21 protein-coding genes and 2 tRNA genes are annotated in these 19,240 nt (G+C 61.9%); 11 read left to right on the top strand and 12 right to left on the bottom strand.

Annotation, left to right across the window (positions count from 1 at the left end):
* Positions 1 to 7: 7 nt before the first annotated feature.
* From NKJ28_RS17345 to NKJ28_RS17330, 4 genes are all read right to left on the bottom strand, one after another.
* Positions 8 to 757: an amino acid ABC transporter ATP-binding protein gene (locus NKJ28_RS17345; RefSeq protein WP_031212005.1), complete on the bottom strand. Its 750-nt coding sequence runs from the start codon at positions 755 to 757 to the stop codon at positions 8 to 10.
* 70 nt (positions 758 to 827) lie between these two features.
* On the bottom strand, positions 828 to 1,985 hold the full coding sequence (locus NKJ28_RS17340; RefSeq protein WP_023677633.1) for an amino acid ABC transporter permease: 1,158 nt from the start codon (positions 1,983 to 1,985) through the stop codon (positions 828 to 830).
* A 4-nt stretch (positions 1,986 to 1,989) separates the two neighbouring features.
* A complete protein-coding gene (locus NKJ28_RS17335; protein WP_023677634.1) occupies positions 1,990 to 3,177 on the bottom strand; it encodes an amino acid ABC transporter permease in 1,188 nt (395 codons plus the stop codon).
* 63 nt (positions 3,178 to 3,240) lie between these two features.
* Positions 3,241 to 4,269, bottom strand: a complete 1,029-nt coding sequence (locus NKJ28_RS17330) for an amino acid ABC transporter substrate-binding protein (RefSeq protein WP_023677635.1) — start codon at positions 4,267 to 4,269, stop codon at positions 3,241 to 3,243.
* Positions 4,270 to 4,696: 427 nt separating this feature from the next.
* On the opposite strand from NKJ28_RS17330, the gene NKJ28_RS17325 reads away from it, so the two are divergent.
* From NKJ28_RS17325 to NKJ28_RS17310, 4 genes are all read left to right on the top strand, one after another.
* Entirely contained in the window at positions 4,697 to 5,866 is a 1,170-nt protein-coding gene (locus NKJ28_RS17325) for a cystathionine beta-lyase (RefSeq protein ID WP_352636531.1), read from the top strand.
* 253 nt (positions 5,867 to 6,119) lie between these two features.
* Positions 6,120 to 6,791, top strand: a complete 672-nt coding sequence (locus NKJ28_RS17320; RefSeq protein WP_352636530.1) for an RNA polymerase sigma factor — start codon at positions 6,120 to 6,122, stop codon at positions 6,789 to 6,791.
* A gap of 104 nt (positions 6,792 to 6,895) precedes the next feature.
* Positions 6,896 to 7,420: a DUF4142 domain-containing protein gene (locus NKJ28_RS17315; RefSeq protein WP_023677638.1), complete on the top strand. Its 525-nt coding sequence runs from the start codon at positions 6,896 to 6,898 to the stop codon at positions 7,418 to 7,420.
* 14 nt (positions 7,421 to 7,434) lie between these two features.
* Positions 7,435 to 7,746: a cupredoxin domain-containing protein gene (locus NKJ28_RS17310; RefSeq protein ID WP_352636615.1), complete on the top strand. Its 312-nt coding sequence runs from the start codon at positions 7,435 to 7,437 to the stop codon at positions 7,744 to 7,746.
* A 106-nt stretch (positions 7,747 to 7,852) separates the two neighbouring features.
* On the opposite strand, the gene NKJ28_RS17305 is transcribed toward NKJ28_RS17310, so the two are convergent.
* The 3 genes from NKJ28_RS17305 to NKJ28_RS17295 form a co-directional block, all read right to left on the bottom strand.
* The gene (locus NKJ28_RS17305; RefSeq protein ID WP_352569726.1) at positions 7,853 to 9,073 is read right to left on the bottom strand and encodes an anion transporter; all 1,221 of its coding nucleotides are present in this window, start codon (positions 9,071 to 9,073) and stop codon (positions 7,853 to 7,855) included.
* Positions 9,074 to 9,132: 59 nt separating this feature from the next.
* Positions 9,133 to 9,209 (bottom strand) — tRNA-Arg (locus tag NKJ28_RS17300).
* A gap of 50 nt (positions 9,210 to 9,259) precedes the next feature.
* Positions 9,260 to 9,565 carry an ETC complex I subunit gene (locus tag NKJ28_RS17295; protein ID WP_023677641.1) on the bottom strand — a complete coding sequence of 102 codons (306 nt, stop codon included), beginning with the start codon at positions 9,563 to 9,565 and terminating at the stop codon, positions 9,260 to 9,262.
* Between the two features lie 160 nt (positions 9,566 to 9,725).
* On the opposite strand from NKJ28_RS17295, the gene NKJ28_RS17290 reads away from it, so the two are divergent.
* Positions 9,726 to 9,802: transfer RNA gene (locus NKJ28_RS17290), tRNA-Pro, on the top strand.
* Between the two features lie 124 nt (positions 9,803 to 9,926).
* On the opposite strand, the gene NKJ28_RS17285 is transcribed toward NKJ28_RS17290, so the two are convergent.
* Entirely contained in the window at positions 9,927 to 10,754 is an 828-nt protein-coding gene (locus NKJ28_RS17285) for an alpha/beta fold hydrolase (RefSeq protein ID WP_352594421.1), read from the bottom strand.
* Positions 10,755 to 10,884: 130 nt separating this feature from the next.
* Between NKJ28_RS17285 and NKJ28_RS17280 the strand changes: the two genes are divergently transcribed.
* The gene (locus tag NKJ28_RS17280) at positions 10,885 to 11,913 is read left to right on the top strand and encodes a GlxA family transcriptional regulator (protein ID WP_352636529.1); all 1,029 of its coding nucleotides are present in this window, start codon (positions 10,885 to 10,887) and stop codon (positions 11,911 to 11,913) included.
* A gap of 491 nt (positions 11,914 to 12,404) precedes the next feature.
* On the opposite strand, the gene NKJ28_RS17275 is transcribed toward NKJ28_RS17280, so the two are convergent.
* The 4 genes from NKJ28_RS17275 to NKJ28_RS17260 are packed head-to-tail and all read right to left on the bottom strand — an operon-like array spanning position 12,405 to position 15,162.
* The gene (locus tag NKJ28_RS17275) at positions 12,405 to 12,689 is read right to left on the bottom strand and encodes a hypothetical protein (protein WP_352636528.1); all 285 of its coding nucleotides are present in this window, start codon (positions 12,687 to 12,689) and stop codon (positions 12,405 to 12,407) included.
* Positions 12,690 to 12,699: 10 nt separating this feature from the next.
* The gene (gene hdaA, locus NKJ28_RS17270) at positions 12,700 to 13,401 is read right to left on the bottom strand and encodes a DnaA regulatory inactivator HdaA (protein WP_352636527.1); all 702 of its coding nucleotides are present in this window, start codon (positions 13,399 to 13,401) and stop codon (positions 12,700 to 12,702) included.
* Between the two features lie 5 nt (positions 13,402 to 13,406).
* The gene (locus NKJ28_RS17265) at positions 13,407 to 14,633 is read right to left on the bottom strand and encodes an AI-2E family transporter (protein ID WP_352569723.1); all 1,227 of its coding nucleotides are present in this window, start codon (positions 14,631 to 14,633) and stop codon (positions 13,407 to 13,409) included.
* A complete protein-coding gene (locus tag NKJ28_RS17260) occupies positions 14,605 to 15,162 on the bottom strand; it encodes a CDP-alcohol phosphatidyltransferase family protein (protein ID WP_023677645.1) in 558 nt (185 codons plus the stop codon). The genes NKJ28_RS17265 and NKJ28_RS17260 overlap by 29 nt, the downstream gene beginning before the upstream one ends.
* A gap of 200 nt (positions 15,163 to 15,362) precedes the next feature.
* Here NKJ28_RS17260 and NKJ28_RS17255 point away from each other — a divergent pair, with 200 nt between their 5' ends.
* The 5 genes from NKJ28_RS17255 to purN all read left to right on the top strand — a co-directional run bounded on the left by NKJ28_RS17255 (position 15,363) and on the right by purN (position 19,200).
* Entirely contained in the window at positions 15,363 to 16,013 is a 651-nt protein-coding gene (locus NKJ28_RS17255; RefSeq protein ID WP_352636526.1) for a glutathione S-transferase family protein, read from the top strand.
* A 133-nt stretch (positions 16,014 to 16,146) separates the two neighbouring features.
* Positions 16,147 to 16,779 (top strand): hypothetical protein, encoded by a 633-nt coding sequence (locus NKJ28_RS17250; protein WP_352569720.1) that lies wholly within the window; start codon positions 16,147 to 16,149, stop codon positions 16,777 to 16,779.
* 135 nt (positions 16,780 to 16,914) lie between these two features.
* Positions 16,915 to 17,322: a hypothetical protein gene (locus NKJ28_RS17245; RefSeq protein WP_352636525.1), complete on the top strand. Its 408-nt coding sequence runs from the start codon at positions 16,915 to 16,917 to the stop codon at positions 17,320 to 17,322.
* A gap of 109 nt (positions 17,323 to 17,431) precedes the next feature.
* A complete protein-coding gene (gene purM / locus NKJ28_RS17240; RefSeq protein ID WP_352472623.1) occupies positions 17,432 to 18,496 on the top strand; it encodes a phosphoribosylformylglycinamidine cyclo-ligase in 1,065 nt (354 codons plus the stop codon).
* Entirely contained in the window at positions 18,493 to 19,200 is a 708-nt protein-coding gene (purN, locus tag NKJ28_RS17235) for a phosphoribosylglycinamide formyltransferase (RefSeq protein WP_352457663.1), read from the top strand. The genes purM and purN overlap by 4 nt, the downstream gene beginning before the upstream one ends.
* Positions 19,201 to 19,240: the final 40 nt, after the last annotated feature.

Here is a 19,240-nt window from a genome sequence, read left to right as displayed (position 1 = left end):
TACAGGATCAGTGCAGGATCTGCGACAGGAACAGCTTCGTGCGCTCATGGCGCGGGTGGTCGAAGAACTCGGCCGGCGTGTTCTGCTCGACGATCTGACCCTGATCCATAAAGATCACCCGGTTGGCGACTTTGCGCGCAAAGCCCATTTCGTGGGTGACGCAGAGCATGGTCATGCCTTCCTCGGCCAGCCCGACCATCGTCTCTAGCACTTCCTTGATCATTTCCGGGTCGAGAGCCGAGGTCGGCTCATCGAACAGCATGATACGCGGGTTCATGCACAGCGAGCGGGCGATCGCCACGCGCTGTTGCTGGCCGCCGGAAAGCTGGCCGGGATATTTGTTGGCCTGTTCCGGGATCTTGACGCGCTTGAGGAAATGCATGGCGATTTCCTCGGCCTGTTTCCGCGGCATCTTGCGCACCCAGATCGGCGCCAGCGTGCAATTTTCCAGAATGGTCAGATGCGGGAACAGGTTGAAGTGCTGGAACACCATGCCGACCTCGCGGCGCACCTCGTCGATCTTCTTCAGATCGTTGGTCAGTTCCTTGCCGTCGACTATAATCTTGCCCTTCTGGTGTTCCTCCAGTCGGTTGATGCAGCGGATCATCGTCGATTTGCCGGAGCCCGACGGGCCGCAGATGACGATGCGCTCGCCGCGCATCACCTTTAGATTGATGTCCTTCAGCACATGGAATTCGCCGTACCATTTGTGCATGGCGATGATGTCGATGGCGACATCGGTGGTGGAAATATGCATCTTGGCGGCATTGACCTTGATCTCTTCCGCGCTGACGGCGTTTTCTATGGCCATGACAAGGTCCCCTTTTTTAGCGTTTGTGGCCGGTGTCGAGACGGCGTTCCGTGTACATTGAATAGCGCGACATGCCGAAGCAGAACAGCCAGAAGATGAAGGCCGCGAAGACCAGGCCGGATCTGGCCGTCTGCGGCGTCGCCCAATTGGCGTCGGAGAAGTTCTGCTTGACGATGCCGAGGAGGTCGAACATCGAGATGACGATGACCAGGCTGGTGTCCTTGAACATGCCGATGAAGGTGTTGACGATGCCGGGAATGACCAGCTTCAGCGCCTGCGGCATGACGACCAGACCCATCTTCTGCCAGTAGCTGAGGCCGAGCGAATCGGCGCCCTCATACTGGCCTTTGGGGATCGCCTGCAGGCCGCCGCGCACCACTTCGGCCATGTAGGCGGCGGCAAACAGCGACACGCCGATCAGCGCGCGCAGGAACTTGTCGAAGCTGACGCCGGCCGGCAGGAACAGCGGCAGCATCACGCTGGCAAAGAACAGCACCGTAATCAGCGGGATGCCGCGTACCGTCTCGATGAAGATCACGCACAGCAGCTTGACGATCGGCATGTTCGAGCGCCGGCCGAGCGCCAGCACGATGCCGACCGGCAGCGACACAGCTATGCCGACAAAGGACAGGCTGAGTGTCACCAGCAGTCCACCCCAGAGCGGGGTTTCGACATAGGGCAGGCCGAACATGCCGCCGATCAGCAGAACGAAGGCGACGACCGGCAGTGCAAAAAAGAGAAGAATGGCATTCAGCCCCTTGCGCGGTACGCGCGGAATGAGCAGCGGCACCAGCAGCGCCACGAACAGGATGGCCACCAGGATCGGGCGCCAACGCTCTTCCAGGGGATAGCGGCCGAACATGAACTGGCCGAACTTGGCGTTGACGAAAGCCCAGCAGGCGCCGGTCCAGCCGTCCGACTGGATGCCGCCCTGCGCCACGGTGGCGCAGACCGTGCGGTCCGGTCCCGTCCACTGGGCGTTGATGAAAGCCCAATTGACGATCTGCGGCAGGATCATGGCAACCAGCACGATGCCGATGATGGTCAGGATGGCGTCGCCGGTCGATGCGATCAGATTCTTGCGGACCCAGGCGGTGAGGCCGCGCTCGCTCGACGGCGCCGGCTGCGCCAGCGCCATCTCCGTCCGCACCCAGGACATATCGTGCTCTTGCATGGCCCTACCTCTCCACCAGCGCCATCCTGGCATTGACGACGTTCATGATCGCCGACGTGATCAGGCTGAGCGCCAGGTACACCGCCATCATGATCACCACGCCTTCGACTGCCTGCCCGGTCTGATTCAAGACCGTGCCGGCCGTCGCCGTCAGGTCCGGATAGCCGATGGCGATGGCGAGCGAGGAATTCTTGGTCAGGTTGAGATACTGGCTGGTCAGCGGCGGAATAACGATGCGCATCGCCTGCGGCACGACGACAAGCCTGAGGATCGATCCCGAGCGCAGCCCGAGTGCCGCGGCCGCCTCGGTCTGGCCTGCGCTGACGCCCCTGATGCCGGCGCGCACGATCTCGGCGATAAAGGCGGCCGTATAGCAGGACAACGCCAGATAGAGTGACAGGAACTCGGGCCTGACCTGAAAGCCACCGACGAGATTGAAGGTCGACTGCTTTGGAAATTCAAAGCTCAGCGGAAAGCCGCTCAGCGCGTAGGCCAGCAGCGGCAGGCCGACGATCAACGCCATGGATGTCCAGAACACCGGGAATGGCTGTCCCGTCGCCATCTGCCGCTGCCGCGCCTTGCGGGCGACGAACCAGGCCATGGCGATGCCGAGGAGCAGTGCGACCAGGATCAGCCAGGAGCCCTCGCCCCATATAGCGCGGGGAAAATAGAAGCCGCGCTGGTTGAGAAAGGAGCCGAACGGCAGATTGATGCTCTCGCGCGGCGGCGGCAGCACGGCGAGCACGCCGGAATACCAGAAGAAGATGACCAGCAGCGGCGGGATGTTGCGGAACACTTCGACATAAACGGTGCAGATCTTCCTGATCAGCCAGTTATGCGACAGCCGGCCGATGCCGACGATGAAACCGATGATGGTGGCGGTGATGATGCCGACGACGGCAACGATCACGGTGTTGATAAAGCCAACCAGGATGGCACGGAAATAGGTCGAATCCGATGAATAAGCGATGGCGCTTTCGCTGATGTCGAAGCCGGCGCGGCCCTTAAGAAAGCCGAAGCCGGAAGCGATGTGCAGCCGCGTCAAATTGGCGATGACGTTGTGGGTAACCCACCAGACACCAGCTACCAGCAGGACGAGGACCAGTGCTTGAAAGAATATGCCGCGGACGCGCGGATCATTGATGAAGGAACCGCGGCTTGGCTCCTCGCGAAGAACTTCCTGCGATGCCATTCGACAGTCCCCTGGAAAGAGAGACCGGAAGGCAGACGATCTGCCTTCCGGATCCATTTTCGATCAGCGGATCGGCGGAGCGTACTGCAGGCCACCCTTGGTCCACAGCGCGTTGATGCCGCGGGCGATCTTCAGCGGGCTGCCGGAGCCGACATTGCGTTCGAACATCTCGCCGTAATTGCCGACGGCCTTGACGATGTTGACGACCCAGTCGTTGGAGACGCCTAGATCGGTGCCGATCTTGGTGTCGGCTTCCTGGCCGAGCACGCGCTTGATCTCGGGATTGTCCGAGTTCTTCATCTCGTCGACATTGGCCTGGGTGATGCCCAGTTCCTCGGCGTTGAGCAGCGCGAAATAGGTCCACTTGACGATGTGGTACCACTGGTCGTCACCCTGGCGCACGGCCGGCCCAAGCGGCTCCTTGGAGATGATCTCGGGCAACACGACGTGGTCGGCCGGCGAGCTGAGCGTCAGGCGAATGCCGTAGAGACCCGACTGGTCGGTGGTGTAGACGTCGCAGCGGCCGGCGTCATATGCGGCGTTGACCTCATCCAGCTTTTCGAAAACGACGGGGTTGTACTCCATCTTGTTCGACTTGAAATAGTCGGCAAGGTTGAGCTCGGTCGTGGTGCCGCTCTGCACACACACCGCCGCGCCCGAAAGCTGCAGTGCCGAATTCACGCCCGGAAGCTTCTTGGCGTTGATCATGAAGCCCTGACCGTCATAATAGGTGACGCCGACGAAGTTCAGGCCAAGCGCCGTATCGCGGTTGATGGTCCAGGTGGTGTTGCGCGACAGGATGTCGACCTCGCCCGACTGCAGCGCGGTGAACCGCTCCTTGGCGCTGAGCGGCGTGAACTTGACTTTGGTGCCATCGCCGAAGACGGCGGCCGCCACGGCGCGGCAGAAATCCACATCGATGCCTTTCCATTCACCCTTGTCGTCAGGCGCCGCGAAGCCAGCAAGACCCGTATTGGTGCCGCACTGGATGAAGCCTTTCGCCTTGACATCGTCGAGCGTGCTCGCCGATGCGGCCGAAGCCGCGAAGCCAAACGCGGCGGCGCCCAAAAGGCCGATTGCAATGTGTTTCATGACCCACAGACCCTTTTCTGTTTTTTCCAGGCGAACCTGACTTTTTCCCGTGTGAACGCAGCTAAGTATCCCGGCCCGTTACCGGAATCCCGCATCGTCACCGACGCGCTGCCTCCCATTCACGAACAACATCGAAGGCGATTATTCCTGTGAGGTCAAGGGAAATGACCAAATCCGAAAGACTTTGAAAACCAACCGCCTGAAATGCCTGAAATTGCAGACAAACGCGCTCGCAAATTGGTCAGCGCGCCAATAAAGCCGGCAAAGTCCGACCGTGAGTTGCCAAGCGCACTTGGCAGCCTTCCCGCGGATCCACGGCTCGTTGCTGAATTGGCATATTCAAGACCTTGGCCTGGCGCGTGCGGTGCGGTTGCGCGGCCAATGCCGCCGCACTATGGCTAACGACCTACTCATGGGATAAAAAGCAATGGCAAAAGACGGCAGCGAGATGGGCATCAACACGCGGCTCGCCCATTCCGGCAACAACCCGCATGACTATTTCGGCTTCGTCAATCCGCCGGTGGTGCATGCCTCGACCGTGCTCTATCCCAATGCGGCGGCGATGGCTTCACGCAGCCAGAGATACACCTACGGCACGCGCGGCACGCCGACCACCGATGCGCTGAACAGCGCGATCGATGCGCTGGAAGGTTCGGCAGGCACGGTCGCGGTACCGTCCGGCCTGGCGGCGGTGACGCTGCCGCTGCTCGCCTTCCTGTCGGCCGGCGATCATCTGCTGATCGTCGATTCCGTTTATCATCCGACCCGCAACTTCGCCGACACGATGCTGAAGCGGCTGGGCATCGAGGTCGAGTATTACGAACCGCGCATCGGCGCCGGCATCGCGGCGCTGATCAAGCCCAACACCAAGGTGGTGTTCACCGAATCGCCGGCCTCCAACACTTTCGAGGTGCAGGACATACCGGCCATCGCCAAGGCAGCGCATGCCGCCGGCGCCATTGTCATGATGGACAACACCTGGGCGACGCCGCTCTACTTTCGCCCCCTCGACCATGGCGTCGACATCTCGATCCACGCGGCGACGAAATACCCGGCCGGCCATTCCGACGTGCTGCTCGGCACGGTGTCGGCCAATGCGGACTGCTGGAAGCAGCTTTTCGAGACGTTCAACACGATGGGCTGCTGCGCCGGGCCTGACGACGTCTACCAGGTGCTGCGCGGCCTGCGCACTATGGGCGTGCGGCTGGAGCATCATCAAAAGAGCGCGCTTTCCCTCGCCGGCTGGCTGGAGGGTCAGCCGGGCGTAGCGCAGGTGCTGCATCCGGGGCTGCCCAGTCATCCCGACCACGCCATGTGGAAGCGCGATTTTTGCGGATCGAGCGGCATCTTCTCGATCGTTCTCGCGGGCGGCGGACAGAAGCAGCAGCACGCCTTCCTCGACGCGTTGAAGTTTTTCGGCCTCGGCTATTCCTGGGGCGGCTATGAGAGCCTTGCCGTGCCGGTATTCCTTGGCGACCGCACCATCGCCAAGGGCCCGTATGACGGGCCGCTGGTGCGCCTGCAGATCGGGCTCGAGGATGTAGGGGATATGAAGGCCGACCTGGCGCGCGGGCTGGCGGCGGCCGCTGAGGCCTGAGCCAGCACCTTTTCACACTGAGTCAGAAAATCGGCGTAACAGCCTGGAAAAATTGCGATCCTGAGCGATATCATGGCGACCGATCGGCCGATGATACGGCTCTACAAAATAGAGGCGGCGGTGTGGTGAAGGCGGTAGAATAGCCTCTGCCAGTCCTTGCCACGGATTGAGGCTGGCCGGCGGGATCGGTCGGGAACCTTTTGTCGGCCGATGCATCCAATGTCGCGATGAGAAGCCTATCAGGAGATCGGCCATGCCTGCTGCGTTGACGGCAACGCCCGCCGCTTCCGGCGACATGCAGCTTGTCGGCCGCGCGCTGGCACGTGATGGCGATGCATTCCGCAGCATCATCAAGACGCACAACCAAAGGCTCTACCGCATCGCCCGAGGCGTCGTGCGTAACGACAGCGAGGCCGAGGACATCGTCCAGGAGGCCTATGTCAGCGCCTTTGCCCATCTCGAGGCCTTTCGCGGCGATGCCTCGCTCGCCACGTGGCTATCGCGTATCGTCATCAACGAAGCGCTCGGCCGCTTGCGCAAAAGGCGGCGAATGGTAGCGATGCCTGAAAACCCGCAAGCCGAAATCATCCGGTTTCCCCTTAACCCGAGCGACGATCCGGAGCGGACGATGGCGCAACGGCAGATCCTTGAGCTTGTCGAACGGGCAACCGACAGTCTTCCCGATGTCTACCGGATGGTGTTCGTGGCGCGTGTCATCGAGGGATTGAGCATCGAGGAAACCGCCGAACTGCTTGGCGTGCGACCAGAAACCATCAAGACCCGGCTGCACCGCGCCCGCGCGCTGGTGCGCAAGGCGCTGGACGACCAGATCGGCCCGGTGCTGCTCGACGCCTTTCCCTTCGCGGGCCGGCGCTGCGAACGTCTGACCAATGCCGTGATGCAGCGGCTTGGTCTTTGCGGATAGGCCGCGCCGATTTTCGCGGGAACGTTTGGCGGCGACCTGCATCCAATGAGCATCACTGAAAACGAAGCCCGATGCAGTTCCGCGTCGGGGCGAAGGAGAGCATCATGTTTATTCGATCGACCACGGCACTGGCCGCAGTTTTCCTGCTTAGCGCAGCGCCCTTGTCGCAAGCTGCCGACAAACCGACCGATCCGCAGATCGCACATATCGCCTACACAGCGGGCGTGCTTGACGTCGAGGCGGCCAAGCAGGCGCTGAAGAAATCGAAGAACAAGGAGGTCGTGGATTTCGCCAAGGACATGGTGCGAGATCACGAGGCGGTCAACAAACAGGCTCTCGACCTGGTCAAGAAGCTCAAGGTCACGCCTGAGGACAATCCGACCAGCAAGGCGCTGACCAAGGCGGCGGCCGAGGAACGTGCCAAGCTTGCCAAGCTCAAGGGCGCGGCGTTCGACAAGGCCTATGTCGCCAGCGAAGTGGCCTACCACAAGCAGGTCAATGGCGCGCTCGAAACACTGCTGATTCCGTCGGCCAGCAATGCCGAGTTGAAGAGCCTGCTGGAAACCGGCCTGAAAATATTCCAGGGCCACGAACAGCACGCCGAACACGTCGCCGGCATGCTGAAGTGAGGATTGGGCCGATGATGTCGAGGCGGCATCTGTGGGTTGCGCTGGCATTGGCCATGGGTGCCGCGCCGGCCAAGGCCGAAACCATCGAGGTGACGATCGAGAAGCTTGTGTTTTCGCCGGCAAAGATCGAGGCGAAGGTCGGCGACACGATCAGGTGGGTGAACAAGGACGTGTTCGCCCACACGGCAACCGTCAACGGCGGTTGGGAAGTGATGATCCCGCCGAAGAAGGCGGCGAGCCTGACGGTGAAGAAGGCGGAATCGGTCGATTATTTCTGCCGCTTCCATCCCAACATGAGGGGCCATCTGACGGTGACATCGCCCTGACTGGCTGATGCATGCCGCGCAAAAGTGTGCAGCGGTTTTGCGATAACGACATGCATAAAAAAGAGCCTAAAGCGCGCCGCATGAGGCCGGTCGAATGCGACGCGCTTTAGGCCGCCAGCCATGCCGTCCCCACAAGAAGCGTGACCAGCGTCAACGGCAGGCCGACCTTGAAGAAGGCGATGAAGCCCAGCGGTTTGCCGGAGACCCGCGCGTGCTCGGCAACGATCAGATTGGCGACCGAGCCGAGCAGCGTGAAATTGCCGGCCAGCGTCGAGCTCATGGCGACGACCAGCCAGGCCCGCTCGGGGTTTTCCAGTCCGGGCACGAACGGCTTCAGCGCCAGCACGGCCGGGACATTGCTCATGATGTTGGACAGCACTGCGGTGAAGCCGGACAGCCGCCAGACGTCATTCAGCCCGAGGTCCTTTGCCGAGGCGACGATGTCGGGCGTCAGCAGCGTCTTCTCCGCCCCGGCGACGACGATGAACAGCCCGGCGAACATGAACAGCAGCGGCCCATCGATCTCGCGATAGATGCGCTCAGGTTTGATGGCGCGGGTCAAAAGAAGAATGGCGCCGCCGATCAGCGCTGCCTTGGCAACGGGAACGCCGGCGAAGAAGGCGATCGCCAAACCGACACAGACGACCACCGCCTTCACCACCTGCCCCGGCAGCATGCGGCCGCGATAGACTTCGGGGCTGAGCTCGGCCTTGCGCGAAAATTCGGCGCGGTAGACGATGCGGATGATGACGATGACGGCGACGAGGCCGAACGCCGCGACCGGCGCCAGCGCCGCCGAGAAGGCCGGATAGGAAATCCCCGACAGCGCGCCGATGACCATGTTCTGCGGATTGCCGGTGATGGTGGCGACGCTGCCGCAATTCGAGGCCGTGGCGGTGGCGATCAGATAGGGAACCGGGTTGCGGTTGATGACGCGGGTGACATGGACGACGATCGGCGCCATGACCAGGCAGATGGCGTCGTTGACCAGGAACGCCGACAGGACGCCGGTCAACAGCGTCACCATCACCAGCAGCATGAACGGCGCATGGGCATGCTCGATGGCGAACCCGCCGAGCGCGCGAAAGGCACCCGACACTTTCAGATGCGCCACGACGATCATCATGCCGAGCAGAAGCGTGATGGTGTCGAAGCTGATGGCGCGGTAGGCGTCCTCCATGTCGAGCGCGCCGATGGCGATCATCGCCGCACCGCCGAGCAGCGCGATCCCTGCCCGGTCAAGGCGCAGCCCGGGTATCCTGCCGATTGCGACGCCGGCATAGGTCAGGACAAGGATCAGCAGTGCCGCCGCGCCCATCGCTGTCATGTCTTGGAAATCCTGTGCGACTGGCGAGTGAACCTGTCCGGAATGGACACTGAAAATATTGGCGATCCCGACAGGATTCGAACCTGTGACCATCGGCTTAGAAGGCCGGTGCTCTATCCAGCTGAGCTACGGGACCGCTGGCCGGCCGGATGACCGGCGAATTGTGCCGGGAGGGCCGGTATGGGATCAATGCGTCCAGGGCGTCCTGCGGTCATAGCGGAAATTCTCCGCATAGGAAATCTGGCGGCGCTTGATTTCCTTCGGCTCCTCGACGCGAAAAGCGAGCCCTTCCTTCTCGGCATAGGCCACCGCCTCTTCCCTGGTGTCGAAGGTCAGCCTGATCTGGCTTCGCATGTCGCCGGACGTGGTGTAGCCCATCAGCGGATCGATCTTCTTGCGCTGCTCCGGATCGAATTCCAGCACCCAATAGCCGGTCTTGGCCTTGCCGGACTGCATCGCGGTTTTGGCTGGGCTGAAAATGCGGGCTGACATGACCACCTCATTGCTGGTTGCAAGCACACGACCCCGAGACCACATTACTGTTCTCTGGCCATGCACTAGCCCGTCATTACTGCGCAATGCCGTCGGCAGCAAGGCCGATGGCTTTTTACGCTTGCTTTGGCGGGCCGAAATCACTAGGCAACAGACCGTTCGGAGTGTAGCGCAGCCTGGTAGCGCATCTGGTTTGGGACCAGAGGGTCGGGAGTTCGAATCTCTCCACTCCGACCATTCATCAAGCAAATCTCGTCGGCAGGGCAAGCGGATCACGCTCGAGTGTGTCTCCCGTCGCCGGTCATGTTTAAGCGACGGACGGACAGCACGAGCCCGCGCTGCCCGTCCGATATGCAAGCCGTCAGCCCTGGATGAAGGCCAGCAGATCCGGATTGATGATCTCCGGATGCGTGGTGCACATGCCGTGCGGCAGGCCCTTGTAGACCTTGAGCGTGCCGTGCTTCACCAGCTTGGCCGCAAGCAGCGCAGAATCGGCGATCGGCACGATCTGGTCGTCGTCGCCATGCATGATCAGGACGGGCACGTCAATCTTCTTGAGATCGTCGGTGAAGTCGGTCTCGGAAAAGGCCTCGATGCAGTCGTAATGGGCCTTGGCGCCGCCCATCATGCCCTGGCGCCACCAATTGTCGATAGCCCCTGGCGAGACCTTGGCGCCCTCGCGATTGAAACCGTAAAACGGGCCGGCCGGCACATCCCTGTAGAACTGGGCGCGGTTGGCGACCAAAGCGGCGCGAAAGCCGTCGAAGACCTCGATCGGCAGGCCACCCGGATTGCTGTCGGTCTTGACCATGATCGGCGGCACGGCGCCGATCAGTACCGCCTTGGCAACGCGGCCGCCACCGCCATAAAGCGCGACGTAACGGGCCACCTCGCCGCCACCGGTCGAATGGCCGATGTGGATCGCATCCCTGAGATCGAGATGCGCCGCCAGCGCCGCAACGTCGGCGGCGTAGGTGTCCATCTCATTGCCGGTCGCGGTCTGCGACGAGCGGCCGTGGCCGCGGCGGTCATGTGCGATGACGCGGTAGCCCTTTTCGAGGAAGAACAGCATCTGGTTGTCCCAGTCGTCTGAGCTCAGCGGCCAGCCGTGATGGAACACGATCGGCTGGCCCTTGCCCCAATCCTTGTAGAAAATCTCGGTGCCGTCATGGGTGGTGAATGTGCTCATCGTCCTACTCCTTGATGGAAAAGTTGGGGGTAACAGGGAAGCTTTTAGCCCCCTTCAGCTGGACAAATTATAACAGTGCGGCCAGGGTGAGCATTGGCAAAACGGACATTCAACGTGGCAAAACTGACAAATGACGGCTGCGCGTGATCTGATCGAAATCGGCCTTGTCTTGTATCCCGGCGTGCAGGAAGCAGCCGTGCTCGGCCTGACCGATCTTTTCATGCTGGCAAACCGGCTGGCTGTCGAGCGGTCGCCGGACGCGTTGAGGCTTCGCGTCAGTCATTGGCAATTGGAGGACGCGGGCCACACCGTAGTCCGCACCTTCGACAGCGACCCCGGCGCCGACAATGAACCAGCCATGGTTATCCTCCCGCCGACCTTGGGAGATCCGATCGCTCGGGAAGCAGCCGCGCCCTATGCCGGCTGGCTCAGGGACCGTCATGCGGCAGGCGCGACCCTCGGCTCGGTCTGCGCCGGCGCCTTCGTGCTTGCCGAGACCGGCCTGTTGTCCGGTCGCGCGGCGACGACGCACTGGGCCTATCGCGACGCGCTGGCGCTACGCTTTCCCGACATCCTGCTCGACGCCGACAGGCTGGTCATTGACGATAGCGACATCATCACCGCGGGCGGCTACATGGCCTGGACCGACCTCGGCCTGAAGCTGGTGGACCGGGTGCTCGGGTCAGCCGTGATGATGGACACGGCGCGTTTCATGCTGATCGACCCGCCGGGCCGCGAGCAACGTTTTTACAGTCCGTTTGCGCCGCGGCTGACCCACGGCGACGAAGCGATTCTCAAGGTGCAGCACTGGCTGCAGGCGAACGGCGCGCGCGATGTGACGCTTGGCGCCATGGCCGATCACGCCGGGCTGGAGGAGCGGACTTTTCTGCGCAGGTTCCGCAACGCCACCGGCCTCAAGCCGACCGAATATTGCCAGCACCTGCGCGTCGGCAAGGCGCGCGAGATGCTGGAAACCACGATACGAGCGATCGACCAGATCGCCTGGGAGGTCGGCTATGACGATCCCGGCTCGTTCCGCAAAGTATTCGCCAGGATAACCGGATTGGTGCCCGGCGACTATCGCCGGCGGTTTGGCGTGGAACGAGCGGCGCTTGGGGGAGACGATCGGTCTGAAACGGTAGCGAGGCTAGAGCAATGACGGACCGACCAATCGCGACCTGCGATGAGTGCGGCAGCACATATTTTTCCGACAGCAGCGCAATGGCCAGTCTATGTGCCGAATGCGCATCTCTGCTCTATGGATATCCAAACTGCGAACATAATTTCGAAAGCGGCCGATGCACGGCCTGCGGGTGGGACGGCTCTCGATCAAAATACGTCGCCGATATCATTTCCAGGCAAGACCGACAGCGTTGAGAATATCGCTATCAGCTGGCGAGAAAATCACACTTCAAGGCGACTGGTCGGATCGCCGCATATGGCAAGCTCGCCGGGAAGAGAACCCCAACCACCCATCTCCCGGCGAGCCTACTACCTGATTTGATACGCAATCAGGACCGGGATTAGCCGGCAAGCTGTCAGGTGCAAGACAGATGCCAGGTTTGTTTCCCGAAATGAGACACCGGCCGAGGTAAGAACTAGGTATATGCACCTTCCCCGGCCCAGCCAAAAACCATTGGCCGTAGTTCTTCAAGGGCGGCTTGCAGCATTTCGGGAGACGCGTGGCGTTCCTCTCTGCCACCCCATTTGTGTAGCGCTTTTAGGATCCAGCACCGACGCCACAATGGTTACGTTGCCGTTGACGTCAGGCAAATTGAGCCACAACTGAGCACGACGATTGCCATTCTTGTCGTAAACCCAGATAGAACGGACATCGTCGTCGCGATATTTAGTGGCGACCCGTATTCCGTGCCGATTTGCCCACGACATCAGAAACGGATCAATGATGTCGTATGCACTGAATTCAGACGTCATTTTGTATCCTCTAAATCTCGAACTCGCCCTGCCCTTCGTCCATGGCGCTGACGGTCTCGGCGGCGAGCGCGCGGGTGATCGGCGTCTTGCGCTCGAGCGCGGTGCGGTCGAGCCGTTCGACCACGCGCATGGCAGTGGCCAGCGAGCGCTCGATGCGGCGCACCAGATATTGCACGACATGCGGCTCGACCTCGACCTGGCGGTCGGCGAACAGCTTTGTGATGACGCCGGCCAGCAGAAGATCGTCGGGTTCGTGGATCTCGACGGTCGCCGCCGCCTTCAGCCGCGACGCCAGGTCGGGCAGCCTGACGCCCCAGGCGGACGGGAAGCGCCGCGCCGTCAACAGCAAGGTCGAGCCGGCGCCGCGCACCGCGTTGATCAGGTGGAAGAGGCCGTGCTCATCGATCGGTTCCGCATCGATATCGTCGATCAGGGCCGGATGCGGGCCGAGGTTTTCGATGCACTCGCCGATGCGGCCGGCCTCCACTTTCACGGCGTCGGCGCGGGTCCGCCAAATCGAGGCCAGATGGGTTTTCCCCGAGCCGGCCGGCCCGGCCAGCACAACGACCGGCGACGGCCAGTCCGGCCAGCGGTCGACAAGCGCCGCCGCCTGGCTGTTGGTGCTGGAGACGACGAGCTCGTCGCGCGAATAGCCGGTGCCGTGGCCTAGATCGAGCGGCAATTGACGCGGCGGATCGATCTTGTCCGGCATCTGGCTCAACCGCGCGCGCCCCCGCGGCGCCGCACCTGCAGCGGCGGCACCGGCTCGTCGGCATGGCCCTTGTAGAGCGGCGATTCGAGATAGCGGGCGATGGCGAAACGCACCAGAACGGCAACGGCGGCGGAAGCCGGCACGGCAATCAGCAGGCCGACGAAGCCGAACAGCGCGCCGAAGGCAAACAGCGCAAACATCAGCCACACCGGATGCAGACCGACGCTTTTGCCGACCAACCGCGGCTGCAGGATATTGCCCTCGATGAACTGCCCGACGAAGAACACGCCGGCCACCGCCGCGATCATGGTCCAGTCCGGCCAGAACTGGACGAAGGCGACGCCGACGGCCAGCACCAGGCCGGTCAGCGAGCCGACATAGGGGATGAACGAGATCAGCCCGGCAAACAGGCCGATGAGGATGCCGAAATTCAGGCCCGTCAACGTCAGGCCGGTGGCATACATGGCGCCCAGCACCAGGCACAGCGTGCCCTGTCCGCGCACGAAGCCGGCGGTTGCCGTATTGATGTCCCTGGCGATCGCCCTGACGGTCTTGACATAGTCGCGCGGCACCCAGCTGTCGACGATTGCCACCATGCGGTCCCAGTCGAGCAGCATGTAGAAGGCGACGACCGGCGTCACCACGAACAGGCTGACCACCGAGACCAGCGCCACGCCGGAGCTCCAGATCGAGGTGAAGACGGTGGTCAGGAGGCCGAAGCCGGAGGTCAGCAGCGAGTTCAAGCCTTCACGCAGACCGTTGGCGTCGACGCCGAATTTTTCTTCCAGCCATTTCGGGTCGAAGCTGGTGATCAGGCCCTGCAGCCGGGTCAGATAGTCCGGCAGCTTGCTGGCGAAATCAGCCATCTGCGAGGCGAGCACCGGAACCAGGATGACGACGGCCAGCACCAGGACGACGATAAAGGCGATGAGGATGACCACCGTCGCCATCAGCCTGGACAGGCCGAGGCGCTCCAGCCGGTCGGCCACAGGATCGAGGAAATAGGCGAGCACCATGCCGGCAACGAAGGGCAGAAGGATGCCGCTGAAGACATAAAGGAAGACGGCGAGGATGATGGCGCTGACCAGCCAGAAGCGGATCTGGCGGCGAAACGACGCCGATGCCGCAGCCTCCGCTGCCGCGGCTTCGGCCTCGGCGTCGATGGACCGTTCGTCAGGTGCCCGGTGGTCAGGTGCCCCGTGTTCAGGTGCCGGGTGTGGAGCCTTCGCCATAGCCGCTCATATGCCTCAGCCAAGCCACGAGATAGGCCGCGGCCGAAGCCACGGTCAAGACCCCGGACAGCAATATGAGGGCCGGCCTCAGCGGATCGAGACGGATGTCGAAGGCGAGCTCGCCCAACACCACTGCCGCCAGCACGATCTGGATCGCGGTGTTGGCCTTCGACACCAGGAGCGGCTTCATCTCGACCGGATGCGCCATGACGGTGGATAAAAGCACGGCGCAGACGATCAGTGCGTCGCGCGACACCATGGTAACGACCAGCCACAGCGGCAGTTCGCCGCTGAAGCCCAGGACCACGAAAACCGAGACCAGCAGCAGCTTGTCGGCCATCGGATCGAGATAGGCGCCGAGCCTGGAAAACTGGTTGAAATGACGGGCGATGAAGCCGTCGACGCCGTCGGAAATGCCGGCAATGAGGAAGCCGGCAAAGGCCCAGTCCCAGCGTTCCTGCAGCATGGCCAGCACCACGGCCGGCACCAGCACGAAGCGCATGATCGTGATCATGTTGGGGATGGTCAAACGCATATCCCGTCGCTCTTGTTTGTCGATACATGATGGAGATGGAGGGTTACGGCAAGTGAGAAGCGACACAGAAGCTGCCAATCTCCCCACGAGGGCGCCAGCAATGAAATAGGTCAAGACCGATGTCGATTTCGGGGAGGCTCATTCGTCTCACGATAGGAAGCCGAGGAAATTTGCCCAGCAAGGAAACGGACGCGATGACAATCACTATCACAGCATTTGAACGATCGCCCGATGGCGGCAAGGGACTGGCGCGCGATACGCGCGTTCGCTGGGCGCTCGAAGAAGTGGGGCAGCCGTATGAGGTTCGTCTTGTTTCCTTCGCAGAAATGAAGGCGCCTGGCCATCTGGCCATCCATCCCTTCGGCCAGATCCCCACCTATGAGGAAGGTTCTCTCTCGCTGTTCGAAACCGGCTCGATCGTCTTTCACCTTGCTGAGCAGCATGCGGGATTGCTGCCGAAGGATCCCAATGCCCGCGCGCGTGCGATCACGTGGATGTTTGCCGCACTTAACACCGTCGAGCCGACGATCCTCGAATTAACGACGGCAAGAATATTCGAACGTGACAAGCCTTGGAGCGAGGAGCGCTTGCCGTTAGTAAAGGACCGTGTTCGCGCTCGGCTGGACAAACTCTCGGCCCACTTGGGCGTCGCCGACTGGCTCGATGATACGTTCAGCGCAGGCGATTTATTGATGGTATCGGTGCTGCTGCGACTAAGAATGTCAGGCATTTTGGACGAATATCAAAACTTGGCTGCCTATGTAGCGCGCGGGGAAGCTCGGCCGGCTTATATCCGGGCTTTCGCCGCGCAATTTGCAATCAACGCAGAGGGGCGTGAAGAATAGCCAGCGTTGAACTAACCAAATGGAAGCGAGCCCGAAGCGCGCTATCCTTTGGCCGTTAGGAAACAAGGCGCGCTTTGGATGGACTAATAGGCCGCTAGCAAGGCACGATGCGCAACAGAGAGGGAGTGGAACCTTGTCTTTGGCCGTTGGCGAAGTGCGTAAGTATCTCGATACGTTCATGACGGGACATGGCTTTCGCCGCATCCGGAAAGGCGTCTTCGAAGTCGACCGGAGCGACGATATCAGCCTGATTCTCGAAGAGGCCTTTACTGCAAGCCATGGCGATGTTCATTTGAACATGCTCGTTTACCTGGACTTTCTTACCGTCAGGCCGTTGCTTGAAAGGCTGTACGGCAAAAAATGGATCTGGCCCGGACTGTCGCAGTTTCATCCTGAAACGATATTTAACAATGAGCTGAAAGCTTATGCTCGTTACTTTGAGCACCTTGACCAGACGAGCATAGATAGGTTGCTGGGGAAATATGTCGAGCTGGCGCGACGGATCAGGGCTCAGAACCCGGACCTCGCCAGTTACGTCGCCGGACATAGCGAGTTGCTCGACAAACCTTACGAATTCACACAGCCCTTCGCAGTTCGAATCCTCGCGCTGATTGCCTGCGAAATCGAACTTGGGCACTACGAGCGGGTTAAGCAGGCTGTGCACTGGATTCGAACGAACAATGGCGGAATAGCGCTGAGCGGCTACGCCAAGGCACAACTCGACCGCGTCGACATGGTTCTGGCGGAACGAGAGGGGCGTCCATAAGGGGGGCAGCTTGGGCGACTGTCCACTCCTTTGTCGAGCCAAGACCGTCTGATCCCGCCGTCATCCTTGCGAGGTGCGGCCGTTCATGCGAAGAGCCCGTGAAGCGACAGCCTATTTCCCCACTGCTGAATGACGATGGCGCAGAGAATCACAATCGCTTGGCGAGTAACGCTTTGTTATCTGGCCGGACTGACGGAAAGTCTTTTGGTCTTCGCATTTTTCGGAGCCTCGCACCGCAACGTGGCAGCGCAGGATCTTCTTTCGACCTTCGCTCTTTATCTGGCCGTAGGCGTGGTCGTCTCTTGGCCCCTCTGGCTGACCGCCGCTGTCGTCGCGTTCGTTTTCTCAAGGTCAGTCGCTGCAAAGCCAGGTCTGTGGACTGCCGCGACGGCTTTGATCGCCGCCGGCTTCTCGTATGGGACCCTGCCCTTCGACGGTGAGATCAGGTCTCTTGCCACCGTCGGAGGCCTCGCCGCAATTCTGGCAGGGATTTCTTTTTACTGTTGGAGTGTATCACGCCCGGTTCCGCCGTTATCCAACTGAAACACCATCATCACGCGCTTGCCTTGCGGGGCAAAACCGTTCATGCGAAGAGCCCGCAAGCGAATGAAACCAGCGACAGGCAAGCGCAACAGATGAGCAGGCGCCGGAAATGAGCAAGCGCAAGAACGGGCTCACCTATGCCGAAGCGGGCGTCGACATCGATGCCGGCAACCTCATGGTCGAGAAGATCAAGCCGCTGGTGCGCGCCACCCGCCGGCCGGGCGCCGATGGCGAGATCGGCGGCTTCGGCGGCCTGTTCGACCTCAAGGCCGCCGGCTTCACCGATCCGGTGCTGGTGGCCGCCAATGACGGCGTCGGCACCAAGCTGAAGATCGCCATCGATGCCGGCAAGCACGATACGATCGGCATCGACCTCGTCGCCATGTGCGTCAACGACATCGTCGTGCAAGGCGCCGAGCCGCTGTTCTTCCTCGACTATTTCGCCACCGGCAAGCTCGATCCCGACCAGGGTGCTTCGATCGTCGGCGGTATCGCTGCCGGCTGCCGGCAGGCCGGCTGCGCGCTGATCGGCGGCGAGACGGCGGAAATGCCCGGCATGTATCACGACAAGGATTACGACCTTGCCGGCTTTGCCGTCGGTGCCGCCGAACGCGGCCAGCTGCTGCCGACCGACGACATCGTCGAAGGCGACGTGCTGCTCGGCCTCGCCTCGTCGGGCCTGCATTCGAACGGCTTTTCGCTGGTCCGCCGCATCGTCGCCGTAAGCGGCCTTGGCTGGGGCGATCCGGCGCCGTTCAATGACGAGGCGACGCTGGCCGAGGCGCTGCTCGAGCCGACGCGCATCTACGTCAAGTCGATCCTCAAGGCGATCCGCAACACGCATGGCATCAAGGCGCTAGCCCATATCACCGGCGGCGGCTTTCCCGAAAATATCCCGCGCGTTCTGCCCAAGGATTTTTCGGCCGAGCTCGATCTCGGCGCCATCGAGGTGCCGCCGGTGTTTTCGTGGCTGGCCAAGACCGGCGGCGTCGCGCCGGAAGAGATGATGCGGACCTTCAATTGCGGCATCGGCATGATCCTGGTCGTCGCCTCCGGCCAGGCGGCGCAGGTCGCTGCCGTTCTGCAGGAGGCCGGCGAGACGGTGACGCCGATCGGCCAGATCGTGCCGCGCCGCGATGCCGGCGTCATCTATCGGGGCTCGATTGGCCTATGACCAGGAAACGGACGGTCGTACTGATCTCGGGGCGCGGCTCCAACATGACGGCGCTGGTTGCGGCGGCGAGCAACCCGGCCTATCCGGCCGAGATCGTCGGCGTCATCTCCGACCGCGCCAATGCCGCCGGCCTTGGCATCGCCGCGGCGCGCGGCATCGCCACCAGAGTGATTTCGCGCTCCGACTATGCCAGCAAGCAAGCGCATGACGAGGCGATCGATGCGGCCCTCTTGTCGTTCGGCGCCGAGATCGTCGCGCTGGCCGGCTATATGCGCATCCTCGGCGCGCGCTTCGTAGAGAAGTGGCAGGGCCGCATGATCAATATCCACCCTGCCCTGCTGCCTGCCTTCAAGGGGCTGGATACGCATGCGCGGGCGCTGCGCGCAGGCATGCGCATCCATGGCTGCACGGTGCATTTCGTCACGCTCGACATGGATGACGGGCCGATCATCGCCCAGGCCGCCGTGCCGGTGATGGTCGGCGACAATGAGGATACGCTGGCCGCGCGCGTGCTCAAGGCCGAGCACCAGCTCTATCCGCTGGCGCTGGGCCTAGTCGCCGAAGGCAAGGCGCGGATGGAAGGCGGCCGCACGGTGTTTTCGCGCTTCGCCGACGATGCCGACAACGCCACGTCGGTGGTGATCGCGCCCGACCCGCTGCGCGAAGAGACCGATCTCGAGCACCTGGCGCGGATCACGCCGTGAGGGTCCGCAGAAACGGCCAATAAATCGCCGGGGAATGACA

This window comes from Mesorhizobium sp. M0145, assembly GCF_040322355.1.
In the GTDB taxonomy this organism is placed as follows: Bacteria; Pseudomonadota; Alphaproteobacteria; order Rhizobiales; family Rhizobiaceae; genus Mesorhizobium.
Note: the sequence above shows the minus strand (reverse complement) of the source record. Positions and strands in the feature narration are given on the sequence as shown.